23 protein-coding genes are annotated in these 21,335 nt (G+C 71.0%); 9 read left to right on the forward strand and 14 right to left on the reverse strand.

The window, feature by feature from the left end; translation table 11 throughout:
* The first annotated feature begins 4 nt into the window (after positions 1–4).
* The gene (locus MUY14_RS31245) at positions 5–631 is read left to right on the forward strand and encodes a TetR/AcrR family transcriptional regulator (RefSeq protein ID WP_247014495.1); all 627 of its coding nucleotides are present in this window, start codon (positions 5–7) and stop codon (positions 629–631) included.
* Positions 632–698: 67 nt separating this feature from the next.
* On the opposite strand, the gene MUY14_RS31250 is transcribed toward MUY14_RS31245, so the two are convergent.
* On the reverse strand, positions 699–1,616 hold the full coding sequence (locus MUY14_RS31250) for an alpha/beta fold hydrolase (RefSeq protein ID WP_247014496.1): 918 nt from the start codon (positions 1,614–1,616) through the stop codon (positions 699–701).
* Positions 1,613–2,521, reverse strand: a complete 909-nt coding sequence (locus MUY14_RS31255) for a diiron oxygenase (RefSeq protein ID WP_247014497.1) — start codon at positions 2,519–2,521, stop codon at positions 1,613–1,615. Before MUY14_RS31255 ends, MUY14_RS31250 begins: the two co-directional genes overlap by 4 nt.
* Before the next feature lie 55 nt (positions 2,522–2,576).
* Here MUY14_RS31255 and MUY14_RS31260 point away from each other — a divergent pair, with 55 nt between their 5' ends.
* Both MUY14_RS31260 and MUY14_RS31265 read left to right on the forward strand, forming a co-directional pair.
* Positions 2,577–3,344 carry a TetR/AcrR family transcriptional regulator gene (locus MUY14_RS31260; RefSeq protein ID WP_247014498.1) on the forward strand — a complete coding sequence of 256 codons (768 nt, stop codon included), beginning with the start codon at positions 2,577–2,579 and terminating at the stop codon, positions 3,342–3,344.
* Complete coding sequence (locus MUY14_RS31265; RefSeq protein ID WP_247014499.1) at positions 3,341–3,658, forward strand: DUF4873 domain-containing protein; 318 nt, start codon at positions 3,341–3,343, stop codon at positions 3,656–3,658. The genes MUY14_RS31260 and MUY14_RS31265 overlap by 4 nt, the downstream gene beginning before the upstream one ends.
* 20 nt (positions 3,659–3,678) lie before the next feature.
* Here MUY14_RS31265 and MUY14_RS31270 read toward each other — a convergent pair whose 3' ends face one another.
* The 3 genes from MUY14_RS31270 to MUY14_RS31280 all read right to left on the reverse strand — a co-directional run bounded on the left by MUY14_RS31270 (position 3,679) and on the right by MUY14_RS31280 (position 5,623).
* A complete protein-coding gene (locus tag MUY14_RS31270) occupies positions 3,679–4,128 on the reverse strand; it encodes a pyridoxamine 5'-phosphate oxidase family protein (protein ID WP_247014500.1) in 450 nt (149 codons plus the stop codon).
* Between the two features lie 491 nt (positions 4,129–4,619).
* On the reverse strand, positions 4,620–4,850 hold the full coding sequence (locus tag MUY14_RS31275; RefSeq protein ID WP_125307071.1) for a DUF3107 domain-containing protein: 231 nt from the start codon (positions 4,848–4,850) through the stop codon (positions 4,620–4,622).
* A 119-nt stretch (positions 4,851–4,969) separates the two neighbouring features.
* Positions 4,970–5,623 carry a ferritin-like fold-containing protein gene (locus MUY14_RS31280; RefSeq protein ID WP_247014501.1) on the reverse strand — a complete coding sequence of 218 codons (654 nt, stop codon included), beginning with the start codon at positions 5,621–5,623 and terminating at the stop codon, positions 4,970–4,972.
* Between the two features lie 417 nt (positions 5,624–6,040).
* On the opposite strand from MUY14_RS31280, the gene MUY14_RS31285 reads away from it, so the two are divergent.
* Positions 6,041–7,645 (forward strand): DEAD/DEAH box helicase, encoded by a 1,605-nt coding sequence (locus tag MUY14_RS31285; RefSeq protein WP_247025333.1) that lies wholly within the window; start codon positions 6,041–6,043, stop codon positions 7,643–7,645.
* A gap of 24 nt (positions 7,646–7,669) precedes the next feature.
* On the forward strand, positions 7,670–9,013 hold the full coding sequence (locus MUY14_RS31290; RefSeq protein ID WP_247014502.1) for a hypothetical protein: 1,344 nt from the start codon (positions 7,670–7,672) through the stop codon (positions 9,011–9,013).
* Here MUY14_RS31290 and MUY14_RS31295 read toward each other — a convergent pair.
* The 7 genes from MUY14_RS31295 to MUY14_RS31325 form a co-directional block, all read right to left on the reverse strand.
* Entirely contained in the window at positions 9,006–9,911 is a 906-nt protein-coding gene (locus tag MUY14_RS31295; protein WP_247014503.1) for a hypothetical protein, read from the reverse strand. The genes MUY14_RS31290 and MUY14_RS31295 overlap by 8 nt on opposite strands.
* A 12-nt stretch (positions 9,912–9,923) precedes the next feature.
* Entirely contained in the window at positions 9,924–10,775 is an 852-nt protein-coding gene (locus MUY14_RS31300; RefSeq protein ID WP_247025334.1) for a PD-(D/E)XK nuclease family protein, read from the reverse strand.
* 210 nt (positions 10,776–10,985) lie between these two features.
* Positions 10,986–13,448, reverse strand: a complete 2,463-nt coding sequence (locus MUY14_RS31305; RefSeq protein ID WP_247014504.1) for an alpha-L-rhamnosidase C-terminal domain-containing protein — start codon at positions 13,446–13,448, stop codon at positions 10,986–10,988.
* A 137-nt stretch (positions 13,449–13,585) separates the two neighbouring features.
* The gene (locus MUY14_RS31310; protein WP_247014505.1) at positions 13,586–14,215 is read right to left on the reverse strand and encodes a MarC family protein; all 630 of its coding nucleotides are present in this window, start codon (positions 14,213–14,215) and stop codon (positions 13,586–13,588) included.
* Between the two features lies 1 nt (position 14,216).
* On the reverse strand, positions 14,217–15,080 hold the full coding sequence (locus MUY14_RS31315) for a PHP domain-containing protein (protein WP_396126601.1): 864 nt from the start codon (positions 15,078–15,080) through the stop codon (positions 14,217–14,219).
* A 49-nt stretch (positions 15,081–15,129) separates the two neighbouring features.
* Positions 15,130–15,690, reverse strand: coding sequence for a PH domain-containing protein (locus MUY14_RS31320; protein ID WP_247014507.1), 561 nt, complete (start codon positions 15,688–15,690; stop codon positions 15,130–15,132).
* A 20-nt stretch (positions 15,691–15,710) separates the two neighbouring features.
* Positions 15,711–15,875: a hypothetical protein gene (locus tag MUY14_RS31325; RefSeq protein WP_163046845.1), complete on the reverse strand. Its 165-nt coding sequence runs from the start codon at positions 15,873–15,875 to the stop codon at positions 15,711–15,713.
* Between the two features lie 184 nt (positions 15,876–16,059).
* Between MUY14_RS31325 and MUY14_RS31330 the strand changes: the two genes are divergently transcribed.
* Positions 16,060–16,473 (forward strand): NUDIX hydrolase, encoded by a 414-nt coding sequence (locus tag MUY14_RS31330; protein ID WP_247014508.1) that lies wholly within the window; start codon positions 16,060–16,062, stop codon positions 16,471–16,473.
* Positions 16,474–16,621: 148 nt separating this feature from the next.
* On the opposite strand, the gene MUY14_RS31335 is transcribed toward MUY14_RS31330, so the two are convergent.
* Positions 16,622–17,716 (reverse strand): DUF2332 domain-containing protein, encoded by a 1,095-nt coding sequence (locus MUY14_RS31335; protein ID WP_247014509.1) that lies wholly within the window; start codon positions 17,714–17,716, stop codon positions 16,622–16,624.
* 7 nt (positions 17,717–17,723) lie between these two features.
* Complete coding sequence (locus tag MUY14_RS31340; protein ID WP_247014510.1) at positions 17,724–18,227, reverse strand: MaoC family dehydratase; 504 nt, start codon at positions 18,225–18,227, stop codon at positions 17,724–17,726.
* A gap of 311 nt (positions 18,228–18,538) precedes the next feature.
* On the opposite strand from MUY14_RS31340, the gene corA reads away from it, so the two are divergent.
* From corA to MUY14_RS31355, 3 genes are all read left to right on the forward strand, one after another.
* Positions 18,539–19,621 (forward strand): magnesium/cobalt transporter CorA, encoded by a 1,083-nt coding sequence (corA, locus tag MUY14_RS31345; RefSeq protein WP_247014511.1) that lies wholly within the window; start codon positions 18,539–18,541, stop codon positions 19,619–19,621.
* A 184-nt stretch (positions 19,622–19,805) separates the two neighbouring features.
* Positions 19,806–20,456, forward strand: coding sequence for a metallophosphoesterase (locus MUY14_RS31350; protein ID WP_247014512.1), 651 nt, complete (start codon positions 19,806–19,808; stop codon positions 20,454–20,456).
* On the forward strand, positions 20,453–21,292 hold the full coding sequence (locus MUY14_RS31355) for a chromosome partitioning protein ParB (RefSeq protein ID WP_247014513.1): 840 nt from the start codon (positions 20,453–20,455) through the stop codon (positions 21,290–21,292). Before MUY14_RS31350 ends, MUY14_RS31355 begins: the two co-directional genes overlap by 4 nt.
* The last annotated feature ends 43 nt before the right edge of the window (positions 21,293–21,335 follow it).

The following is a 21,335-nucleotide window of genomic DNA, read 5'->3' on the forward strand; positions in this document are numbered from 1 at the left end:
GAGCATGACGGAGATGACGCGGCTGCAGCAGCGCGGGGTGCGGCTGCCCCGGACGGAGCGCCGGGCCCAGCTCCTCGCCGCGGCCCAGCGGGTCTTCGCCGAGAACGGCTACCACGCCGCCGCGATGGACGAGATCGCCGAAGTGGCCGGTGTCAGCAAGCCGGTTCTCTACCAGCACTTCCCCGGCAAGCTCGATCTGTACATCGCGCTGCTGGAGAGCCACGTCGACGAGCTGGTCAAGCGCGTGCAGACGGCGCTGGACTCGACCACCGAAAACCGCCAGCGCGTCCCGGCGACGGTCGGGGCGTTCTTCGACTTCGTCAGCGAGGACGCGGGCGCGTTCCGGATGGTGTTCGAGTCCGACCTGCGCGGCGAGCCGGCGGTCCAGGAAGCGGTCGACCGCGCGACGTCGGCGAGTGTGGACGCGATCACGGAGACGATCACGGCGGACGCCGGCCTCGACGAGGACAAAGCGCGGCTGCTGGCGGTGGGACTGGTCGGGATGAGCCAGGTCAGCGCCCGGTTCTGGCTGCAGCACCACCAGTCGATGAGCCAGGAGGAGGCGGTGGCCCTGACGGCCAACCTCGCCTGGCGCGGCATCGGCGGCGGCTTCCCCCTCAAGGACTCCTGACCCGGCACTTTCATAGGGAAAGCTCCGCTTTGCGTCGCAAAGCGGAGCTTTCCCTATGAAAGATGCGCTAGTGGCCGCGGGTGACGGCGGTCCGGACCAGGGTGGAGATGCGGCGGGCGACCTCGAAGGGGCGTTCCTGCGGGAGCATGTGACCCGCGCCCGGGAACCGGACGAACTCCGCGTGCGGCAGCTCGTCCGCGATCACCTTCGCGTGCGCCAGCGGGCACAGCCGGTCGCGCTCCCCCGCCAGCACCACCGACGGCACGTCGCACAGCGCGCCCAGCCCGCCCACCCCGCGGTGGGCGGCGATCGCGTCCAGGAACAGCCCGGCGCTCGCCGGGTGCGCGCACAGCAGCTGCTCGACGACGCTGTCGACCTGCGCCCGCCCCGGGCGTGCCCCGAAGACGAGCTGCCGGGCGCCCGAGCGGACCATCGCCGGCCGCAGCCGCAGCGTGTCCGACCGCAGCCGGGCGAGCAGGCGGGCCACCCGCGGCTCGAACCGCGTCACGCCGCGGCCGACCAGGCCCGGGAACCCCAGCGTCAGCTGGTCCATGTCCCCCGACGACGTCGCCACGAACGCCGCGCCCGCCAGCCGCTCCGACACGAGCTCCGGGTGCCGTTCGGCCAGCACCATGAGCGTCATGCCGCCCATCGAGTGCCCGGCCAGCACGAGCGGGCCCGACGGGACGCGGTCGGCGATCAGCTCGGCGAGGTCGTCGGCCAGCCGCGAGATCGTCGCCGAACCGGGGCGCGCGTGCGCCGAACCGCCGTGGCCACGCAGGTCGTAGCGCAGCACGCGCACGCCGGGGTCCAGGTGCGGCAGCACGAAGTCCCACGTCCGGTGGTCCTGCGTCCAGCCGTGCACCAGCACCAGCGTGACCGCCGAGTCGGCCGGGCCCGACTCCTCGACGTGCAGCGCGGCGCCGTCGCTCGCGACGAACCGGTGCCCGATCGAGGGGCCGCGCAGCCGCGACGCGGTCGTCACCGGCCCGCCGGGAGCAGGAACGACTTGCGCCAGAAGTACTTCCCGGGCAGCCCGACCAGGCCGGACTCCTCGAGGAACGGCATGATCTTCTCCCCCGCCCACGCGATCGTCCCCTGCCAGTGCGGGTTGTTCAGCGCCGCTTCGACGCCGTCGCGCGGCCGGATGCCGACCGCCTTGTAGACGTTCGGGTTGATGAACGCCCGCGTCACGAAGTACGAGATCAGCGCGATGATGAACTGCTGGTAGGCGATCTCGGCCTTCGACAGCTTCGCCATGCCGCGCGTGACCTCTTCGCGGGCGAAGGTGACGTGCCGGGCCTCTTCGAGCACGTGGATCCGGTTGACCATCCGGACCAGCGGCTGGACGCCTTCGTCGTTCATCTGCTCGCGCTGCAGCCGGTCGAGGACCTCCTCGGCGACCAGGATCGCGCCGTAGCGCGCCGGGCCGTAGGAGATCGACGGCATCAGCTTCGCCAGCTTCCGCAGCCACGGCACCGGGCCGTAGGCGGGGCAGCCGATCCGCGACGCCATCCGCGCGAACATCGTCGAGTGCCGGCATTCGTCGGCGATCTCGGTGAGCGCGAACTGGGCGTGCGCGGACGTCGGGTCCTGCTCGTAGACCTCCTTCAGCAGCATCTGCATCAGGAGGATTTCGAACCACAGCCCGGTGGTCGCGACGCTGGCGACCTCGTGCTTGCCCAGCTCGATGCGCTGCTCCGGGGTCAGCTCGTCCCACAGCTTCGTGCCGTACAGCGAGGAGCGTTCGTCCAGGATGAAGCGTTTGCCCTCGACCAGCGGCGCGGTCCAGTCGATGTCGACGTCGGGGTCGTAGAACTTGTTCGCCGACGACTTCAGCAGGCGTTCCGCGGTCTTGTCGCGGTCCGGTTCCTTCAGCGTCCGCGTCATTGCCGACACCCCTTCCGCAATGTGTAACTTGAGGTAACAGTTACCTGTGCGTAGCATGACCTTCGTGATCGAACGTGTCAAGCGCTCCGGCAAGCAGTCCAGCAAGGCCTCGCGTGGCGAGGAGACGACCGGCGACGCCCGGCGCGATCGCTGGCGCAAGCACCGGATCGCGCGGCGCAAGGAGTTCGTCGAAGCCGCGTTGCGGGCGCTCGACACGCACGGCCCCGACCTCGGCATGGAGGACGTCGCCGCGGAGGCCGGCGTCACGAAACCGGTGCTGTACCGGCACTTCGACGACAAGGCCGACCTCTACGTGGCACTCGGCCAGCGCGGCACGGAGATCCTGTTCGAGCGGCTGATCCCGGCGATCAACGCCGAACTGGCGCCGGTGCCGCGGATCCGGATGGCGCTCGACGCGTTCTTCACCGTGATCGAGGAGCACCCGAACCTGTACCGGCTGCTCGCGCACGGCCGCCCGGAGAAGCCGGTGTCGTCGGACGTCGTGGCCGAGGACAAGGAGCTGATCGCCTCGGCGCTGACCGCGCTGCTCGGCGACTACATGCGGATGTTCAACATGGACTCCGGCGCGGCCGAGCCGTGGGCGCACGGCATCGTCGGCATGGTCCAGAACACCGGCGAGTGGTGGCTGGACCGCCGGTCGATGGGCCGCGACTCGGTCGTGGAGTACCTGACGCAGATCATCTGGGCGGCCATCGACGGGCTGAGCCGCCAGCACGGCGTCGTCATCGACCCGAACCAGCCCCTGGAAGCCAACAAGGTGGTCCAGCTGGGCCGCGCCGAAGCGGTGGAGGAGACCTCATGAGCGAGCACGACGAAGACGGCTACAGCGGCGAAGCGACCCTCGTGGTCGACGGCGTATCCGTGTCGACGACGGTGGAGCTGCGCGGCTACTTCCAGCCGATCGACGGCTATTACCGCTGGTACGGCCGGGTGGCGGTGAACGAGGAGCTGACCAAGCTCGCCGGCGGCAAGAAGAAGCCGGTGTCGATCCAGGCGGGCGAGTACACGGCGGACGGCGAGCTGTCCGACCCGGACCCGTGGGGCCGCTACCGGATCATGGGGACGAGCACCCCGCCGTTCCACGTCCCGACGTCGCTCGAAGAGCTGAACGCGTAACGGCGAGGCGCTCGCGGGCCTCAGGGCAGACGCGGGCCGGGCAGCTCGACGCCCGGGATCAGGCCGTTGGCGATGTCGGTGGCGCGCCACTTCCGCACGGTCAGCTCGACGGCCGTGACCGGCGCGTCGAGGAACGGCGCCGCCTCCGGCACCTTCGCCACGAGCAGCTCGCGCACCCGCGCGCCACCCTCGGCGCCGACGACCTCGGCGAGCGCCTGGGCCTGCAGGAACGGCTGCATCGGCGAGCCGGTGGAGACGACCACCGAGACGACCGGGTTCTCCCGGATGGCGGCCAGCGTCCGGCCGCGGTCCTCGAGGACGAGGTTCAGGGTGAACTCGCCGCTTTCGGCGAAGTACACCCCGCCGACCCACGGCCCGGTGCTGCCCGAGGTGGCGAGGAACAACGACTTGTGCGCGGAGAGCGTGCTCCGCACGAGGTCCGCGACGGCGGACTGCTCGAGAGTGGTCACCGGCCGAAGCTAGGTGGTGGGAAACCGACACACCAAGCGAAACACCACAATCCGGTGAACCGCGGCATGCGAAAGGCCGTCACGGGCTCGCGCCGGCAACGCCGGGTCAGGCGCCGGGCGCGGCCGCCCCCCACCGGCATCGCGGCGCCCCCTCCACCCGAGCCGCCGGCAGCAGCTCGCCCGCCCCGATCCACGGCGCAGGCGCCGAGGGGGCCACTCGACCGGCCGACCTTCGACGCGCGAACCCGGGCATACGAAAGGCCACCCCGGGCTAACGCCAGGTCAGGCACCGAGCGCGGCCGCCCCCCACCGGCATCGCGGCGCCCCCTCCACCCGAGCCGCCGGCAGCAGCTCGCCCGCCCCGATCCACGGCGCCCACCACGGCGCAGGCGCCGAAGGGGCTACTCGACCGGCCGACCTTTCGACTCCCGAACCCAGGCAGGCGAAAGGCCACCCCGGGAACGTCCCGGAGTGGCCTTGGCCGCGAGGGATCAGTCGCCGACGCCGAAGCCGACCTTGCGGACGTCGGACGGGGCGATCTCGACGTACGCGATGCGGTCGGAGGGGACGATGTACTTGCGCCCCTTCTCGTCGCTGATGCGGAAGAGCCCGTCACCGGCCGTCAGGGCCTCGGCGACCAGCTTCTCCACCTCTTCGGGAGACTGGCCACTGGACACCACCAGCTCGCGCGGTGTGTCCTTGATGCCGATCTTGACCTCCACGTGGGACCTCCGCTGGAAATTCGTAAGGGATGTGCTCGGCAAGGCTAACCGAACGGGCTCGTTCCGGTGGCGCATGACCGCGCCTGACCGCGTCGTCAATTCCGGGTACTCCATCGGGGTCAGCCCAGGCCGAGCGCCTGCATGCGCTTGGTGTGCCCCTGCTGCAACCGCCGGAACAGCGCCGCAATTCCGGAGAGGTCGCCGGAGCCGCCGATGATGAGCTCGGCCAGGCCGTCGCGCTCGGCGACGACGTACTGGGCCTGGGTCAGTGCCTCGCCGAGCAGGCGGCGGCCCCACAGGGCGAGTTTGTCGCGGGTCTTGGGGTCGGCTTGGATGCCGGCGGCCACTTCGCGCTCCGCGAACGCCGAGTGGCCGGTGTCGGCGAGGACGGTGAGCACCAGGTCCTTGGTCTCCGGGTCGAGCCAGCTGGCGATCTCGCGGTAAAGGTCCGCGGCCAGCCCGTCGCCCACGTAGGCCTTGACCAGCGATTCCAGCCACGACTTCGGCGGCGTCGAGGCGTGCCAGGCGTCGACCTGGGCCACGAACGGCGCCATCGCGTCCTCGATCTTGACGCTCTGGGCGGCCAGGTGCTGGGCCAGCAGCCCGTAGTGACCGATCTCGGCGGCCGCCATGGTCGCCAGGGCGGCGCGCCCGGCCAGCGTGGGGGCGGTGCGCGCGTCCTCGGCCAGCCGGTCGAAGGCGGAAAGTTCGAGGTAGGCGATCACACCCAGCAGGTCGACTACGCCTTCGCTGATCTCTTTCGGGTCGGTCACGGCGGCCAGGGTATCGCCGAAGCACCCGGACGTGCCGCGACGAGACCGATCCCACTGGCTCCGGCGCGGCGGGTACTGTCGAAAAACCGCTGACCAGGTACACTGTCTTTGATAAAGAAGCTTCCGTACGTCATACCGACGTCGGGAAACAGGCAGGTCACGTGGCTTGCCGACGTACTGCAATGTGCGTGCACGCCTCTTCCGGCATTCCCGGGACGGACCGGTTCCGCGCTCCAGTTCAGCGCCAGGGACCAGGGTTTACTCCCGGTCGAGTGTCGAGCGGACCCACGGCTGTGCGCGCTGGTCACGAGAGAGGCGATCACCCTGACCGCAGAAATTCCCACAACCGAACAGACCCCCGCCGTCGCGCTGGAGCACAGCGAGACCGGCCCGGCCGCGCTCGACACCTCGCACCCGCTGCAGGCGGGCGTCGAGGTCGAGCCCGAGAACCCGACCTTCGCGTCCTTCGGCGTCAAGCCGGAGATCGTCAAGGCCCTGGGCGAGGCCGGCATCGAGCGCACCTTTGCGATCCAGGAGCTCACCCTGCCGCTGGCGATGGCCGGCGACGACCTCATCGGCCAGGCCCGCACCGGCATGGGCAAGACGCTGGGCTTCGGCGTCCCGCTGCTGCACCGCGTGCAGGTGCCGGGCGACGGCACCCCACAGGTGCTGGTCGTGGTGCCGACCCGCGAGCTGTGCATCCAGGTCGCCAACGACCTCAAGGGCGCCGGCAAGCACCTCGGCATCCGCACCCTGGCCATCTACGGCGGCCGCCCCTACGAGCCGCAGATCGAGGCCCTGCGCAAGGGCATCGACGTCGTGATCGGCACCCCGGGCCGCCTGCTCGACCTGGCCGAGCAGCAGCACCTGGTGCTCGGCAAGGTCCGCGGCCTGGTGCTGGACGAGGCCGACGAGATGCTGGACCTGGGCTTCCTGCCCGACATCGAGCGCATCCTCCGGATGGTGCCGGACGAGCGGCAGACCATGCTGTTCTCGGCCACCATGCCCGGCCCGATCATCACGCTGGCCCGCACGTTCCTGCGCCAGCCGACCCACATCCGCGCCGAAGAGAACGACGCGAGCGCGATCCACGAGCGCACCACCCAGTTCGTCTACCGGGCGCACTCGATGGACAAGCCCGAGGTCATCGCCCGCGTCCTGCAGGCCGAGGACCGCGGCCTGACGATGATCTTCAGCCGCACCAAGCGCACCGCGCAGAAGGTGGCCGACGACCTGGTCGAGCGCGGCTTCGCCGCCGCCGCCGTGCACGGTGACCTGGGCCAGGGCGCCCGCGAGCAGGCGCTGCGCGCGTTCCGCTCCGGCAAGGTCGACGTCCTGGTCGCGACCGACGTCGCCGCCCGCGGCATCGACATCGACGACGTCACGCACGTCATCAACTACCAGTGCCCGGACGACGAGAAGACCTACGTCCACCGCATCGGCCGCACCGGCCGCGCGGGCCGGACCGGCGTCGCCGTCACGCTCGTCGACTGGGACGAGATGCCGCGCTGGAAGCTGATCTCGGACACCCTCGGCCTCGACAAGCCGGAGCCGGTGGAGACGTACTCGTCGTCGCCGCACCTGTTCGAGGACCTGGGCATCCCGGAGGGCACGAAGGGCCGGCTGCCGCTGGCCAACCGCACCCGCGCGGGCCTGGCCGCCGAGGAGGAAGAGGACCTGGGCGGCAAGAAGCGCGGCCCGCGTGGCCGGGGCAAGGCCGGCGAGGCCGCTCCGGAAGAAGCGCCGCGCAAGCGCGCCCGCGCCCCGCGCAAGCGCACCCGCGGTGGTTCGCGGGCGGCCGAGGCGATCGAGTCCGCGGACAACGCCGCCACGTCCTCGGAAGACGCTCCCGCCGGCGAGGGGCGGAGCCGTTCGCGGCGCCGCACCCGCACCGGCAACGCCCCGGAAGCGACCGGCCCGGCCGTCGAGAAGGAAGCCGGCGAGAACGCCGAGCGCCCCGCTCGTCGGCGCCGCCGTCGCCGCCCGGCGGCCACGTCTGATACACCTGCGTCGGCAGACTGAGGCCTACGCACGGGGGTCGGGTAAGTGAGCGAAGACGAGAAGGCGCCCGAGAGCGCGCCTGAACCGGTCGAGCCCGCGGAAGAACCGGCCCCCGAGTACGGCTCCGAAGACGTCCTCGAGGACGTTCCCGCACCCGCGCCCGCTCCGCGCGTCAAGGCACGTCGTTCGCCTTGGAACCGCGGACGGGACCGGGTGCTCGCCGCGGGTCTCGCGGTGGCCGTGGTGGCGGTCGCGCTGGTCATCGGCGCGACCAGCGACAGCGCGGCCACCGACCACACCGAGGCGGCCCCGCCCCCGCCGTTGCCCGCGGCCCCGGACAAGGTGCCGGGCTCGCTGGCGGAGCTGTGGAGCGCCCGCAGCGGCGCGACCCCGGTCCCGGTGGTGGCGGGTGACGCGGTGGCCACGGCCGACGGCGGCGAGGTCGCCGCCCGCGACCCGCTCACCGGCCAGATCCGCTGGCACTACGCGCGTGACCGGCAGCTCTGCACGATGAACGAGACGTGGGGGCGGCTGAACGCCGTCTACCACAAGGACGTCAACTGCAGTGAAGTGACGCAGCTGGACCCGGCCACGGGCCGGATCACGGCGCAGCGCAACGGCAACGCCGAGCTGGGCACGCAGCTGGTCAGCGACGGCTCCCACGTGACGGCGACGGGCAAGAAGCTCCTCGACACCTGGCGCGACGACCTCGTGAAGAGCGCCGAGTACGGCGAGGTCCCGGCGCTGGTCAACGCGGGCAAGCAACCGCGCACGGGCTGCACGTACGGCACGGTGGCGGCGTCGTCGGGCAAGGTCGGCGTGATCGAGCGCTGCCCGGGCGACCCGGCCGACCGCCTGACGGTCTACAAGGCGGCCCCGGAGAAGGACGACGAACCCCAGGTCAGCTTCAGTTCGGTGCTGGCGGGCAAGCGCGCCCGCGTGGTCGCGATGTCGGGCGAGCTGACGGCGGTGGTGCTGCCGGACCAGAAGCTCCTGGTGACGTACAACGGCGACGGCACCCAGCGCGCGGCATATCCCCTGGACGTCCCGCCTTCGGACCTGGCCCAAGACCCGCCGGCGGGCGTCGAGGCGACCACCCGGACGGCGGCGAACGTGTACTGGTTCAGCGGCTCGAAGGTGCTGGCCCTGTCCCGCGACGACCTGTCCCCCCGCTGGACGCTGGGCAGCGCGATGGGCCCGGGCATCACGTTCGCGAACCAGCTGGTCATCCCCATCAAGGGCGGCCTGGCGGTGCTGAACGAAAACGACGGCTCGACGATCCGGACGGTCGGCGTCGACCGCCGCGGCTACACCGGAGCAGTCCGCCTGGGTGCGGCCGGGCCGGTGCTGCTGGAGGAGCGCGGGGACACGCTGACCGCGCTCAAGTGAGCCAGAAGAGGGTCACCGCGGAGGCGGCGAAGAGGACGACGGCGATGCCTGCCCCGGCGGCCGCTGGACCGTTCCGCCGGTCGGCGACACGCTGGGCGAGCAGGGCGAGGGCCGCGGCGATGGGGTGGCCGACGAGGAGCGTCGCCCCGGGGCCCGGAGCGCCGGTGTAGAGACAGACGCCGGCGACGACCAGGACGCCGAGGGCGAGCACGGTCAGGCCGGCGGCGAGGGAGCCGGTGAGGCCTCGCCACCAGCGCCCACGTTCTTTCGCCGGGGCGGTGGTTTCTGCCGCCTCGGGTTCCGGTTCGATGGCCTCCGACGTGGCCGGATCCGGTTCGATCCACTCGGGCGCGACCGGCTCTTGCGGCACGGTGCGCGCTTCAGCCCGGTCGGCGGCGGACAGCTCGTGCGGCGCGGCCTCGGCCTCCGCGGCACCCGCAGCGGGCAGCGCGTGCCGCGCGGTCTCCGCCTCGGACGCAGCAGCTTCACCCTCGCCGACGGTGGGCAACTCGTGCCGCGCGGTCTCGGGCTCCGCCGCACCGGCAGCAGCCAGCTCGCGCGGCGTAGTCACCGCTCCCGCCACACCGGCGGCGGGCAACTCGTGCGGCGTGGTCCCGGCCTCGGCCGCACCGCGCGCAACCCGCCCCCGCGCCACCTGCTCCGGCGCCGCAGCACGCTCCTCGCCGACGGTGGGCAACTCCTGCCGCGCGATCTCCGCCTCCGCCGCACCGGTCGGAGCGCCAGCCTCGGCCGCACCGCGCGCAACCCGCCCCCGCGCCACCTGCCCCGGCGCCGACGCGCGCTCGTCGCCCCCGTCGGACTCCACCCGCTGCGGCGGCGCGGGCGTACCTGCCGCCAAGGGGAGTGTCGCCAGCTTGTCGGTGTCCGGTGAAGCCACATTCCCTCCCGTTCAGGGCGCGAGCAGGTCCCACGGCTGCAACTGCTGGGCCGTCTCCTGGCCCGCCGCGCAGCTCGGCCTGAAGTCGCACCAGGCGCAACGCCGGTCCGGGCGGGCCGGGAACAGCACGTCCCCGTCGCCGCCCGCTTTCAGGGTATCCGTGGCGAGCCTGAGGTCTCCGGCGGTCTCGTCGGCGCGTTGGAGGTGGCGCCGGAGGCTTTCCGGGGTGTGCTCCGCCGCCGCGATCGTGCCCGTCGGGAGGTGGTGCAGCTCGACCGTCGTGCACGGCATGCGCAACGTCCGCGCCGCCGCCACCGCGTACAGCGCCAGTGCCTGCGACGCCCGTGCTTCGTACTCGTCCGGGGGACGGCGGCCCGTCTTGTAGTCGACGATGACCAGCTCGCCCTCGCGCGCGTCGATGCGGTCCGCGCGACCCTCGATGATCATCGACGGCCGCTCCCCCGGCACCGGGCTGACCGGCGCCGACACCCAGCGCTCCAGGCCGGCCGGCTCGTGCGTGACGTCGTTGTCCTCGACGTACTCCGCCACCCAGCCCTTGGCCCGCGCCCGGTAGCGCGCCGCCTGCTCCTCGCTCTCGAAGCCCGCGTCCTTCCAGAACTCGGCCACCAGCGCCACCGCCCGCTGCGGCACCCGCTTGAGCACCGGCAGGTCGAACAGCGCCCGCAACGCGTTGTGCACCACCGCGCCGAGCGTGCTGTGCGCCCACGGCCCGGTGCGCTGCGGCGTCGGCCGGTCGAGGTAGGCGAGACGGTACCGGCGCGGGCAATCGTCGAAGGTCGCCAGCCGCGCCGGCGAGACCTTCGTGAGCCGAACCGGTTGCGCGACGCCGAAGTCGAACCCCATCTGCTCCTTCACGCCGCCCACGCTACGCACCAGCACCGACACTTTTTTCGGGGGCTCGGGTGGCGGAGCCCCCGACCTGGGGCGAAGCCCCAGATGTCACCGACACTTTTTTCGGGGGCTCGGGTGGCGGAGCCCCCGACCTGGGGCGAAGCCCCAGATGTCACCGACACTTTCCGCGCGGGGCGAGGCCACCCCGCGCGGAAAGTGCGGCTACCGCACCACCAGCACCGTGTGCGTCCCGCCGGAAACCGCCATCGGCCCCGCCGCGCGGATCGCCCGCCCGTCCAGCAGCACCACCCGGCCCGACGGCACCAGCAGCGATCCCGACGTCCCGCGTGGCGCGGAAACCGTCAGCGAGAACACCGAACCCCGCTGAGACCACGAAGCCGACAACGCGCCCTTCGGCGTCGGCACCGCTCCCCGCGCCCACTCGACGCCGCCCGGGTTCGGCGCGACAGTCCACGTCGCGAACCCCGGCGAAGTCGGGGCGACACCCAGCAGGTCGTTGGTCAACGCCGGCACGACACCGGTCGACCAGCCGTGCGCCGCCGACGTGTAGCCCTGCTCGTAGTGCGAGCCGCCTTCGCCGATGCCTTCCCACGCCGTGATTCCCGGGTCGTGCGTGGCCATCCAGCCGTACATCCGCTTGATCTGGTCGATCGCCGACGCCGCCTGCCCGGTCCGGAACCGCGCCTGCAGCTCCGGGAACGACGTGAACGCGTACACGCGCTTCGTGCCGTCCGACACCAGGGTGTCGTTGTCCATGAACGGGTTCCCGTACGGCAGCGCACCGGCTGCGAGCCGCGCCAACGCCGAGGAAGCCTGCTCCGGCGAAGCGATCCCGACCAGGATCGCGTGGCTGTTGCCGTCCTGGCCGTGCCGCACCGCGCCCGTCCCCGAGTCGAGGTACGCGCCCGCCGCCGGGTCCCACAGGTACTGGTTCACCGCCGCCGAGACGCCGGACGCGCGCGAAAGCCACCGGTCGGCGTCCGCGGGGTGCCCGGTCGCCCGCGCCAAGCCCGCCGCGCCTTGCAGCGCCCGGACGTACAACGCGTTGTAGTACGTCACTTCGCCGGTGCGCGGCAGGAACGCGTAGTCGCCGTAGCCGCCGGTGCCGTTGAGGCCCTTCGCGAGCAACCCGCGCGAATCGGTGACCGACGGATACCAGCTGTCGAGCGTCTTCACGAGGTGCGAGTAGTACGAAGCCGCGTACGCGGTGTCGCCGGTGTAGAGCACGTAGTCCCAGCTCGACGTCACCCACCAGAGCGGGTAGTCGAACAGCGGCAAGGTGTAGTTGTTGATCGACGCCGGCGGGATCCAGCCGTCCGCGCGCTGGTGGTCGGCCAGATCGGCGAGGACGTTCTTCGCCGCCGTCCCGTCCTGGTGCGTCAGGTACTGGGTCAGCCCGGAGACCGCGACGTCGCCGACGTACGGGTCCCGGTCCCGCTTCGCGCCGTCGTGCAGCACGAGCTTTCCGTCCAGCGACGGCGAAAACGCGCCGCGCGGGTCCACATCGGACTCGCGGAACGTGTCCATGCCCAGCTCGTTCGTGTAGGACGCGGCGTACCAGTAGCGGTTCAAGGCGTCGTCGGACGACTCGAACCAGCCGCGGTAGCTGGCCGGCGTGCCGAGGAACGGCGTGAAGTCGAGCGAGACGCCGCTGATCCGCACCTCACCGGACGGCTGGGTCAGCGGCGCGTCCGACGCGAGCGCGTCGAGGCTGATCCGCAGGTAGCGGAAGCCGCGCAGGCCGTCCGCGCACACCTGCGTGCCGCTCTGGCAGCCCTTCGCGTCCCGCCAGACGGCCGGCGTCGCGGGCACGGCGATCTGGTCGCTGCCCGGCCCGCCGGCGAAGTCCGACCGCGAGAAGTCGGAGCGTTCGCCCAGGTACTGCTGGGTTTCCGAGGTCGACACCCGGATGCCGGGGTGGTTCGCCGACGCGCCCGCGAAGGCGATCTTCGGGTAGCCGGCGACGACCTTGCCGAAGTCGACCACCGCGACCGGCACCGGCGGGTCGGCGACCAGGCCGGGCCAGACCTCGGCGACGCGGCTGAACTCGCCGGACGGCGTGTTCTGGTCCTTCGTGACGGTGATCCGGACCTGGGTGGTCGCCACCGCCCGGTCGAACCGCACCGCCCGCTGGACCGCGGTGTTGCCGGTGACCGTGGCCGCGGTCCGCCACGCGCCCGCGTCCAGCACCTCGACGGTGTAGTCCTGCGGCACACCGTCCACACTGGACAGCAGCGTGACACCGGGCAGCGTGACCGGCGCGGCCGAGGTGATGGTCAGGACGTCCGGGTAGGCGCCGATCGTGTCGTCGTTCCAGAACGTGTCCGGGTTGCCGTCGACGGCATTGCCCGGGTCGTACGTGCGCGGCTGCCCGTTCCCACCGTTGTTCGGCGCGTGGAACGACGACGCGGCGGCCGTCGTCCCCGCGGGCCAGGCCGGCTTCGGTGGCGGCGCCTGCCGCTTGAACGTCGCGACACCCCGCCCGAGCAGGCCGTCCGGGTTGGTGACGTCGCCGGTCGTGGACAGCACCTTCACCGGCCGGACGTCCCGGCTCGACGGCGCGACGACGTACTTCTGCCACCCCGGCGCGGCGTCGGCGGGGGCGGCGACCACGCCGCTCGCCACCAGCACCGTGACCGGGAGGAATGCTCTGAGCCACTTCATCGAGGCCTCCGAAAACCGACACAGGGCGATTGAATCGTTTCAAGCGCTGAGCTGAGGTTCAGGCTGCGCGAGTGGTGCCAACGATGTCAACGAACGCGGGAGTTCCTGTCCGGCAGGACAACCCGAAAGGCGGGAGGTCAGTTGCCGCCGGCGATGAAGCCGCGCACGGAGTTCGCGACGAGCTCGACGGCAATGGCCGCGAGCAGCAGACCGGCCACCTTGGCCAGCAGCGTGATGCCGCTTTCCTTGATCAGCCGGATGACGACGCCGGAGTAGCGCATGCAGATGTAGATCACGAAGTGCGTCATGACGATCGCCGCCGCCAGCGCGATGTACGCGCCGATGTGCCCGTCGGCCTGCCGGACGAACACGATGGTCGCGGCGATCGCGCCGGGCCCGGCCAGCAGCGGCGTGCCGAGCGGCACGAGCGCGACGTTGACGTCGTCGGCGGCCGCTTCCGGTTCGTGGCCACTGCCGGTGAGCAGCTGCAGCGCGATCAGCAGGAGCAGCAGGCCGCCCGCGCCCTGCAGCGCGGGGATGCCGATGCCGAGGTAGGCGAGGATCGCCTGGCCGGCGACCGCGAACAGGCTGATGACCAGCAGCGACACCAGCACGGCCTGCCGGGCGGCGCGCGCCCGCGTCGCGACCGGCTTGCGGCCGACGAGGCTGAGGAACACCGGCACGGTGCCGGGCGGGTCCATGATGACGACGAGGGTGATCGTCGCGCTCATGAAGAGCTTCGCGTCGAAGACGTCGGCGAGCGCCATGTCAGCCCTTCACGACCTGGTACCCGGTCGCGCGCGCCACGAGCTGCTCCAGCTGGCCGGGGTCGGTGGTGCACGCGCCGAGCGGGATCGTCTTGTTCGTGCCGTGGTAGTCGCTGGACCCGGTGACGAGCAGGCCGAGCTCGCCGGCGAGCGCCCGGGTGCGGGCGCGCGTCGGCTCGTCGTGGTTCGGGTGGTCGGCCTCGACGCCGGTGAGCCCGTGCGCGGCCAGCCCGGCGAGGGTGTCCTCGCTGATGGTGGCGCCGCGGCTGAAGGCGAAGGGGTGCGCGATGACGGTGACGCCGCCGGCCGCGCTGATCATGTCGATGGCCTCTTCGACCGGGGTGTCCCGGCGGGCGACGTAGTAGCCGCGGCGCGGGCTGAGGTAGTCGGCGAAGGCCTCGTCGACGGACTTGACCAGCCCGGCGCGGACCAGCGCCTGGGCGAGGTGGGGCCGCCCGGGCGGCGAGTCCTCGGGCAGCAGGCCGAAGATCTCGTCGGCGTCGATCGGCAGGCCGTCGGCGGCCATCCGCTCGGCCATCCGGCGCAGCCGCGTGCGGCGCTCGACGCGCAGCCGGGTCTGCTCGGTGACGACCGGCTCGGACGTCGGGTCGAAGAGGTAGGCCAGCAGGTGGACGCTGATCTGCCGCCCGGTCGCGGGGTCGATCGACACCGTGGAGAGCTCGGCGCCGGGCACGAGCGTCAGTCCCGGCGGCACCGCCTCGGCGGCGGGCGCCCAGCCCGCGGTGGTGTCGTGGTCGGTGATCGCGACGACGTCGAGCCCGGCGTCGACGGCCGCGGTGACGAGCCCGGCCGGCGTGTCGGTGCCGTCGGAGGCGGTGGAGTGGGCGTGCAGGTCGATGCGCATCGTGTCCATTGTCGACGATGCGCTGCGTCACACGCTCGGCGGGATGAGGCTAGCCGACGGGCTTCTTGCCGCGGGCGGCTCGCTGGGCCTTGATCATGGAGAAGCGCTCGGCCTGCTTCTGCTTGTCGCCGAAGACGAGCTCCGAGATCGTGTCGTAGAACTCTTCGGGCCGCGGCAGGAAGTCGATCTTGTTGAGGGCCTGGATCTGACCGGCCGACTCGACGACCATCGTGCCGTACCCCATCATGCGGCCGGTGGCGGTGCGCACGTAGCTGAGGTCGGTGACCTTGCTGATGGGCATCATCAGCACCTTGGTCGTGAACACCCCGGTGGTCATGACGAACCGCTTGTCGGTGACCACCAGCCGCTCGACCCACCACTCCATCACCACGTAGGCGAACCGCAGCACGACGATCAGCGCGACGTACCAGAGGATGTTCTGGCCGATGTAAAGCGCCGGTGGCAGCAGGTAGGACACCAGGACGCAGATGGCCAGCAGAGCGGCCGCCTCGAAGGTGTCCCACAGCAGCACCGCCCAGTGGCGGCGGATCCGGATGACCCGCCGCTCGGTGTCGAGGAGGTACTCGTCGGGGTCGCGTGGCGCGAACATGGCTCGAGGGTAGCCCCCGATCAGCCCTTGAAGACGTTGCTGACGAAGGTGATCACCGATTCGGCCGAGTCACGGAGGAACTGGATGATGTTGCCGACGAGGCCAGCGGCCTGCCCCGGCTGGGCAATGACGAAGAACAGCACCAACGCGATACCGGCGAGGCCCGCAATCTTCTTCACGTTCACCGCGATCAAATCCCGTCTCTTACGGTGACACCGGACAACAGACTTTTACGTTGTACCGCACTCAACTGGCACACGGGAGGTAAGTCCCGCGCTTGGGTCAGCACGCGGTCCGAAGTGTACCGCACGGCTACTCTCCGTGTACAGGACATCCGTTTTCAGTTCGGTCACGTCTACCGTTGGGGCCATGGAGGCTCCCACCAGCACCACGATCCGCTGCATCGGCGGCATAGCGTTCGACGACCACGGCCGACTGCTGCTCATCCGCCGGCGCAACGACCCCGGTTCGGGTCAATGGTCCCTGCCGGGTGGCCGAGTCGAACCGGGCGAAACGGACGAACAGGCCGTGATTCGCGAGCTTCGCGAAGAGACGGGATTGGACGTGATTCCGGGCACAGTGATCGGCAGCGTCCGGCGCGGGCCGTACCTGATCTTCGACTACGCCTGCGCGGTCACCGGTGGAGAGCTCACGGCGGGTGACGACGCATCCGACGCGCGTTGGGCCGATGCGGCAGACCTTTCGGACATGGAGGCGGCCGGGGAGCTGGTGGATCTCCTATACGTGACGTTGCGTGACTGGAACGCCTTGCCGCGTGCTTGAGCGCTCCTCGGCGGCGGCCGTTGGGGTGCTGGGAGGGGCCGAGCGCTCCGGAACGAGCGCGGAGCGGGTCCGGACGTCATGAACGAGTCGTTCATGACGTCCGGCGAGGTGAACGACTCGTTCATGACGTTGCGGACCGGCCGGAGGGCTAGAGCGGCAGCCAGGTCATCCGCTGCCCGTGCGGGGCGGTGCGGGCCAAGGCGTGGGCCTCCGCCTTCCCGTCCTCCCACCGGACCACGCCCAGCGTCGCCAGCCCGTCCCCGCCCGCGAGGTCCGCCCGCCCGGGCAGAACCTCCTCGAGACCGGCCCCGTAGAACTCCTCCGACACCCACCAGACCGGCCGGGAAGCCGCCAGCGAAGCCAGCTCCGAGACGAACTCGGCCCGCCGCGAAGCCCCGAAGTACGCCAGCACGTGGCTGGTCAGCACCACCAACGGCCCGTCCAGCGACGCGGCCGCCGCGGCGAAGTCCGTGACCCCGTCCCCGGTGATCAGCCGCGGCCGGTGCTTGGCCTGCTCGGCCGCCGCCGTGCGCAGCAGCCTGATGCGGTCCGGCTGGTCGGCCCACACGCACGCCTCGAGCCACGCCAGCTCGTCCTCGTCCGACAGGTCCACCGGGGCCCGGTCGAGGCCCGCCCGGTCCGTCACCGCCAGCTTCTTCGGCAGCTTCGGCGCGACCGCGCCCGGGGCCAGGTCCAGTGCGCAGTGCAGGCCGACCGCCGACTTGGCCGGGCCGGCCGTCAGCTGCTCGCCGCCGTCGCACTGGTAGCGGTAGCCGAAGCGGTCCATACCCAGCAGGAGGCCCGCGGAGCAGCCGACCTCCAGCAGGGCGACCTTCCCGCCTGCTTCGCGAGCCGCCCGCGCCACGCCCGGGTACAGCAGCGCCGCCCGGCGGACCTCGTTCGTCTGCGTGTACCGCGACGAAATCAGCGCCCGCGCCTTGTCCGCGCGCTCCAGCAGGAACGACCGGAACAGCGGCCACGTCTCCGAGTCGACGCCGTCGAAGCCGCCCAGCGAGGGGTAGTAGCGGGACAGCGGGTGGATCGGGTCGGCCTGCACGAGGCGGTGCGCGGTCGCCATCAGCAGCGTCGCGCGCACCTCGCCGTCGCGCGCGACCGACAGCAGGCCGGCGACGTCGTCGTCCTCGGCCGCCTGCCTGGCCAGGTGCTCGTACAGCGGCGAGACCCCGCGGGCCTCGACTTCCGCGAACGTGCGCAGTACGTCCTTGATCGCGTCCAGGTCCATCAGAGCCTCATTCGTGCGGCACCGGCCGGCCCGGCTGCTCCCCGCCCCGAGTTTCCCCGTAGGAGCGCTTCGGCACCATCACCTTCCGCCGGAAGGTGCACACGATCAGGCCGTCCTGCTTGTACCCGCGCGTCTCGACGTACACGACGCCGCGGTCGTCCTTCGACTTCGACGGCGTCTTGTCGAGCACCTCGGTCTCGCCGTAGATGGTGTCGCCGTGGAACGTCGGCTTGACGTGCTTGAGCGACTCGACCTCGAGGTTCGCGATGGCCTTGCCGGAAACGTCGGGCACGGACATGCCCAGCAGCAGTGAATAGACGTAGTTGCCGACGACGACGTTCTTGCCGAAGTCGGTCGTCTCCCCGGCGTAGTGCGCGTCCAGGTGCAGCGGGTGGTGGTTCATCGTGATCAGGCAGAACAGGTGGTCGTCGTATTCGGTGACCGTTTTGCCCGGCCAGTGCTTGTAGACCGCACCGACCTCGAACTCCTCGTAGTACCGACCGAACTGCACTCGTCTTCTCCTGTCCCGCGTAACACCGCGTGAGCCTGGTACGACACGCATCCGTAGTGAGGAGTACCCTCAACCATCGGTTCTCGTGCGTCAACGCGAGCCCCACCACTCTGCACCCGGCCCGAAGGAGGTGAGGAACCCGATGAGCAGTGGCGATAGTCCGCTCCCTAGTAGTCCCAGCGTTCCCACCTCACGGGTCGTCTCCAGGTAGGCCTTCTTCCACCCCTCGGGAACGCTGGTGTCGCCGGGCGGACGTACTCCGCCCCTGGTCAGTCGTCTCGCACGACCACGCACGACGCCCAGGAGATCCCATGCCTGCCATTCCCTCGCTCGGCGGCCTCCGCGGCCGCGGCAACAAGGGCGCCGTCCCCGTCCGGCCCGTCCCGGTACCGCTGTCCGCCTACGTCGTCGACTGCGCGGTGTACGTCGCGGGCGAGCGCCTGCCCGGCCGCTGGACGCACATCGAGGCGATCAAAGAGGTCCGCAAGCGCCACGAAGGCTTCGTCTGGATCGGCTTGCACGAGCCGGACTCGCAGCAGATCCAAGGCATCGCCGAAACCTTCGGGCTGCACGAGCTGGCGGTCGAAGACGCGCTCGAAGCGCACCAGCGGCCGAAGCTCGAGCGCTACGACGACACGCTGTTCCTCGTGGTGAAAACCGTCCGGTACGTCGAACACGAGTCACCCACAACGGCGAACGAAATCGTCGAGACCGGCGAGCTCATGGTGTTCCTCGGCCGCGACTTCGTCATCACCGTGCGGCACGGGAACCACTCCGGGCTGGCGCGGCTGCGCCGGGAGCTGGACGACGACCCCGAGCGCCTGCAGCTGGGCCCGGCCGCGGTCGTGCACGCGATCGCCGACCACGTCGTCGACCACTACCTCGACGTCACGGGCCGGATCGAGAACGACATCGACGTCATGGAGGCGCAGGTCTTCGCGCCCCGATCGCAGGTCAGCGCCGAGCAGATCTACCTGATGAAGCGGGAGGTGCTGGAGCTGCGGCGCGCGGTGATGCCGCTCGCGACGCCGGTGCAGCGCCTGGCCGAGGGCTACACGCGGCTGGTGCCGGACGAGGTCCGCTCGTACTTCCGCGACGTCGCCGACCACCTCACGACCGTGTCCGACCGGGTGGCGGCGTTCGACGAACTGCTGTCCACCCTGGTCGACGCGACGGTGGCGAAGATCTCGCTGCAGCAGAACACCGACATGCGCAAGATCACGTCGTGGGCGGCGATCATCACCGTGCCGACGATGATCGCCGGCATCTACGGGATGAACTTCGACTACCTGCCCGAACTGCACTGGAAGTTCGGGTACCCGCTGGTGATCACCGTGATCCTCGGCATCTGCCTGTTGCTGTACCGAATATTCCGGAAGAACGGCTGGCTCTAGGTCCCCTTTCTTTCCACCGGAATCAGTGCAGGAGAATTCGTGATGCCCCGGATGCTGTCCAACCTCAAGTTCTGGGCGCTCGCGCTCAGCGTGCTCTGGATCGTCGTCATCACTTTCGTCATCGTCGCCGACCCGGGGTTCGCGCACGGCATGAAGTAGGGCCGCGGCGTCGTACCCTGGGTGCGTGCCGAAAGCGCTGGTCGTCTCCGACGAGGTCGACGAGCGGTTGTGGACCAACGCGGTCCGCACCGTCTCCGTCGACCTGGTCATCGGCGCCGGCGACCTCCCCTACGACTACCTCGCGTTCCTGGCCGGCGCGCTCGACGTGCCGTGCGTGTTCGTGCCCGGCAACCACGACCCGGACCTGAGCGGCTACACCCGCTACGGCGGGCTGTCCATGAAGGACGGTTTCCCGACGGTCTGGCCGGGCCCGGCGGGCGGCGTCAACGCGGACGGCCGGGTCGTGGACGTCGCCGGAATCCGGTTCGCCGGGCTCGGCGGCTCGATCCGCTACAACGACGGGCCGAACCAGTGGACGCAGCGCCAGCAGGCGCGCCGCGCCCGCGGCCTGGTGCGGCGCGCTCGCCGGCGGTCCCGTCGTGACGGCCGTGCCGTCGACGTCCTGCTGACGCATTCACCGCCGCTCGACCTCGGCGACCGGGCGGACCCGCCGCACCGCGGGTTCGCGTGCCTGCACCGGACGATCGACGCCTTGCGCCCGAAGTGGTTGCTGCACGGGCACATCCACCCCCACGGCGAGCCGGTGCCGGACCGCGTCGTCGGCGAAACCCGGATCCGCAACGTGGTGGGCCACCGGATCATGGAGTTCTCATGAAAGAAACGGGGTTCCCCCGCGCCGACGCGGAGAACGACTTCCTCCGCGCGCGCCGGGGCCAGGTGCTTTCGCGGCTCTCGACGTGGCTGCGCCGCGAGCCCGACGACGTCAACATCATGCTGCCGTTCCACGAAGTCGTGGAGGCGCTCGGCTACCTCGGCGAGCACCGGATCGGGCTGCGGGTGATCAAGCTGGACTCGATCGCCGGCACGGTCGACCGCAGCCGCGACTTCGACCGCCGCTTCCGCCCGACGTCGGCCCGCGTCCGCGAACGCTGGGAGCGGCTCGCCCTGGCGGCGCGCCGAGGCGAAGAAATCCCGCCGATCGAGGTGTACCGCGTCGGCGAGCTGCACTTCATCATCGACGGCCACCACCGGGTTTCGGTCGCGATCGCGCAGGGACTGTCCACAATAGAGGCAGCGGTGACGGCGGTCCGCACCAAACTGGACCCGAGCGGCATCCGCCACCGCGGCGACCTGATCGTCAAGGACTACCGGCGCCTGTTCCTGGAACGGGTCCCCTTGACGGGCCACGCGCGCGCGTCGGTGATCGTGTCGGACCCGTGGGACTACGCGAAGCTGGGCGAGCACGTGGAGGCGTGGGGCTTCCGGCTGATGCAGGACGAGGGCCGGTTCTGCGACCGGGCGAGCGTGGCGCAGCGGTGGTTCGAGGAGGAGTTCGTCCCGGTGGTGGCGATGCTGCGCCAGGCCGGCCTGATCGGCGACCGCACGGACGCGGAGGCGTACATGTGGGTGGCGGCGGAGCGGTACCGCCTGATCCGGACCCACCGCTGGGACGACGAGGTCATCGAGACGCTCCGGTCCCGGCGGCACTAGAACCTGGTTGCAAACCCAAGAAAAAACCCGACCCACGAAGGGG

Origin of the sequence: Amycolatopsis sp. FBCC-B4732 (genome assembly GCF_023008405.1) — a bacterium.
Lineage (GTDB): Bacteria > Actinomycetota > Actinomycetes > Mycobacteriales > Pseudonocardiaceae > Amycolatopsis > Amycolatopsis pretoriensis_A.

What these genes read in the sequence shown, in the direction of transcription:
- MUY14_RS31355 (WP_247014513.1), top strand. Translation starts at nt 20,453, where the DNA reads ATGAAAGAAACGGGGTTCCCCCGCGCCGACGCGGAGAACGACTTCCTC.
- MUY14_RS31310 (WP_247014505.1), bottom strand. Translation starts at nt 14,215, where the DNA reads ATGGCGCTCGCCGACGTCTTCGACGCGAAGCTCTTCATGAGCGCGACG.
- MUY14_RS31300 (WP_247025334.1), bottom strand. Translation starts at nt 10,775, where the DNA reads ATGGGGTTCGACTTCGGCGTCGCGCAACCGGTTCGGCTCACGAAGGTC.
- MUY14_RS31265 (WP_247014499.1), top strand. Translation starts at nt 3,341, where the DNA reads ATGAGCGAGCACGACGAAGACGGCTACAGCGGCGAAGCGACCCTCGTG.
- MUY14_RS31330 (WP_247014508.1), top strand. Translation starts at nt 16,060, where the DNA reads ATGGAGGCTCCCACCAGCACCACGATCCGCTGCATCGGCGGCATAGCG.
- MUY14_RS31255 (WP_247014497.1), bottom strand. Translation starts at nt 2,521, where the DNA reads ATGACGCGGACGCTGAAGGAACCGGACCGCGACAAGACCGCGGAACGC.
- MUY14_RS31335 (WP_247014509.1), bottom strand. Translation starts at nt 17,716, where the DNA reads ATGGACCTGGACGCGATCAAGGACGTACTGCGCACGTTCGCGGAAGTC.
- MUY14_RS31305 (WP_247014504.1), bottom strand. Translation starts at nt 13,448, where the DNA reads ATGAAGTGGCTCAGAGCATTCCTCCCGGTCACGGTGCTGGTGGCGAGC.
- MUY14_RS31320 (WP_247014507.1), bottom strand. Translation starts at nt 15,690, where the DNA reads ATGTTCGCGCCACGCGACCCCGACGAGTACCTCCTCGACACCGAGCGG.
- MUY14_RS31245 (WP_247014495.1), top strand. Translation starts at nt 5, where the DNA reads ATGACGGAGATGACGCGGCTGCAGCAGCGCGGGGTGCGGCTGCCCCGG.
- corA (WP_247014511.1), top strand. Translation starts at nt 18,539, where the DNA reads ATGCCTGCCATTCCCTCGCTCGGCGGCCTCCGCGGCCGCGGCAACAAG.
- MUY14_RS31315 (WP_396126601.1), bottom strand. Translation starts at nt 15,080, where the DNA reads ATGCGCATCGACCTGCACGCCCACTCCACCGCCTCCGACGGCACCGAC.
- MUY14_RS31260 (WP_247014498.1), top strand. Translation starts at nt 2,577, where the DNA reads ATGACCTTCGTGATCGAACGTGTCAAGCGCTCCGGCAAGCAGTCCAGC.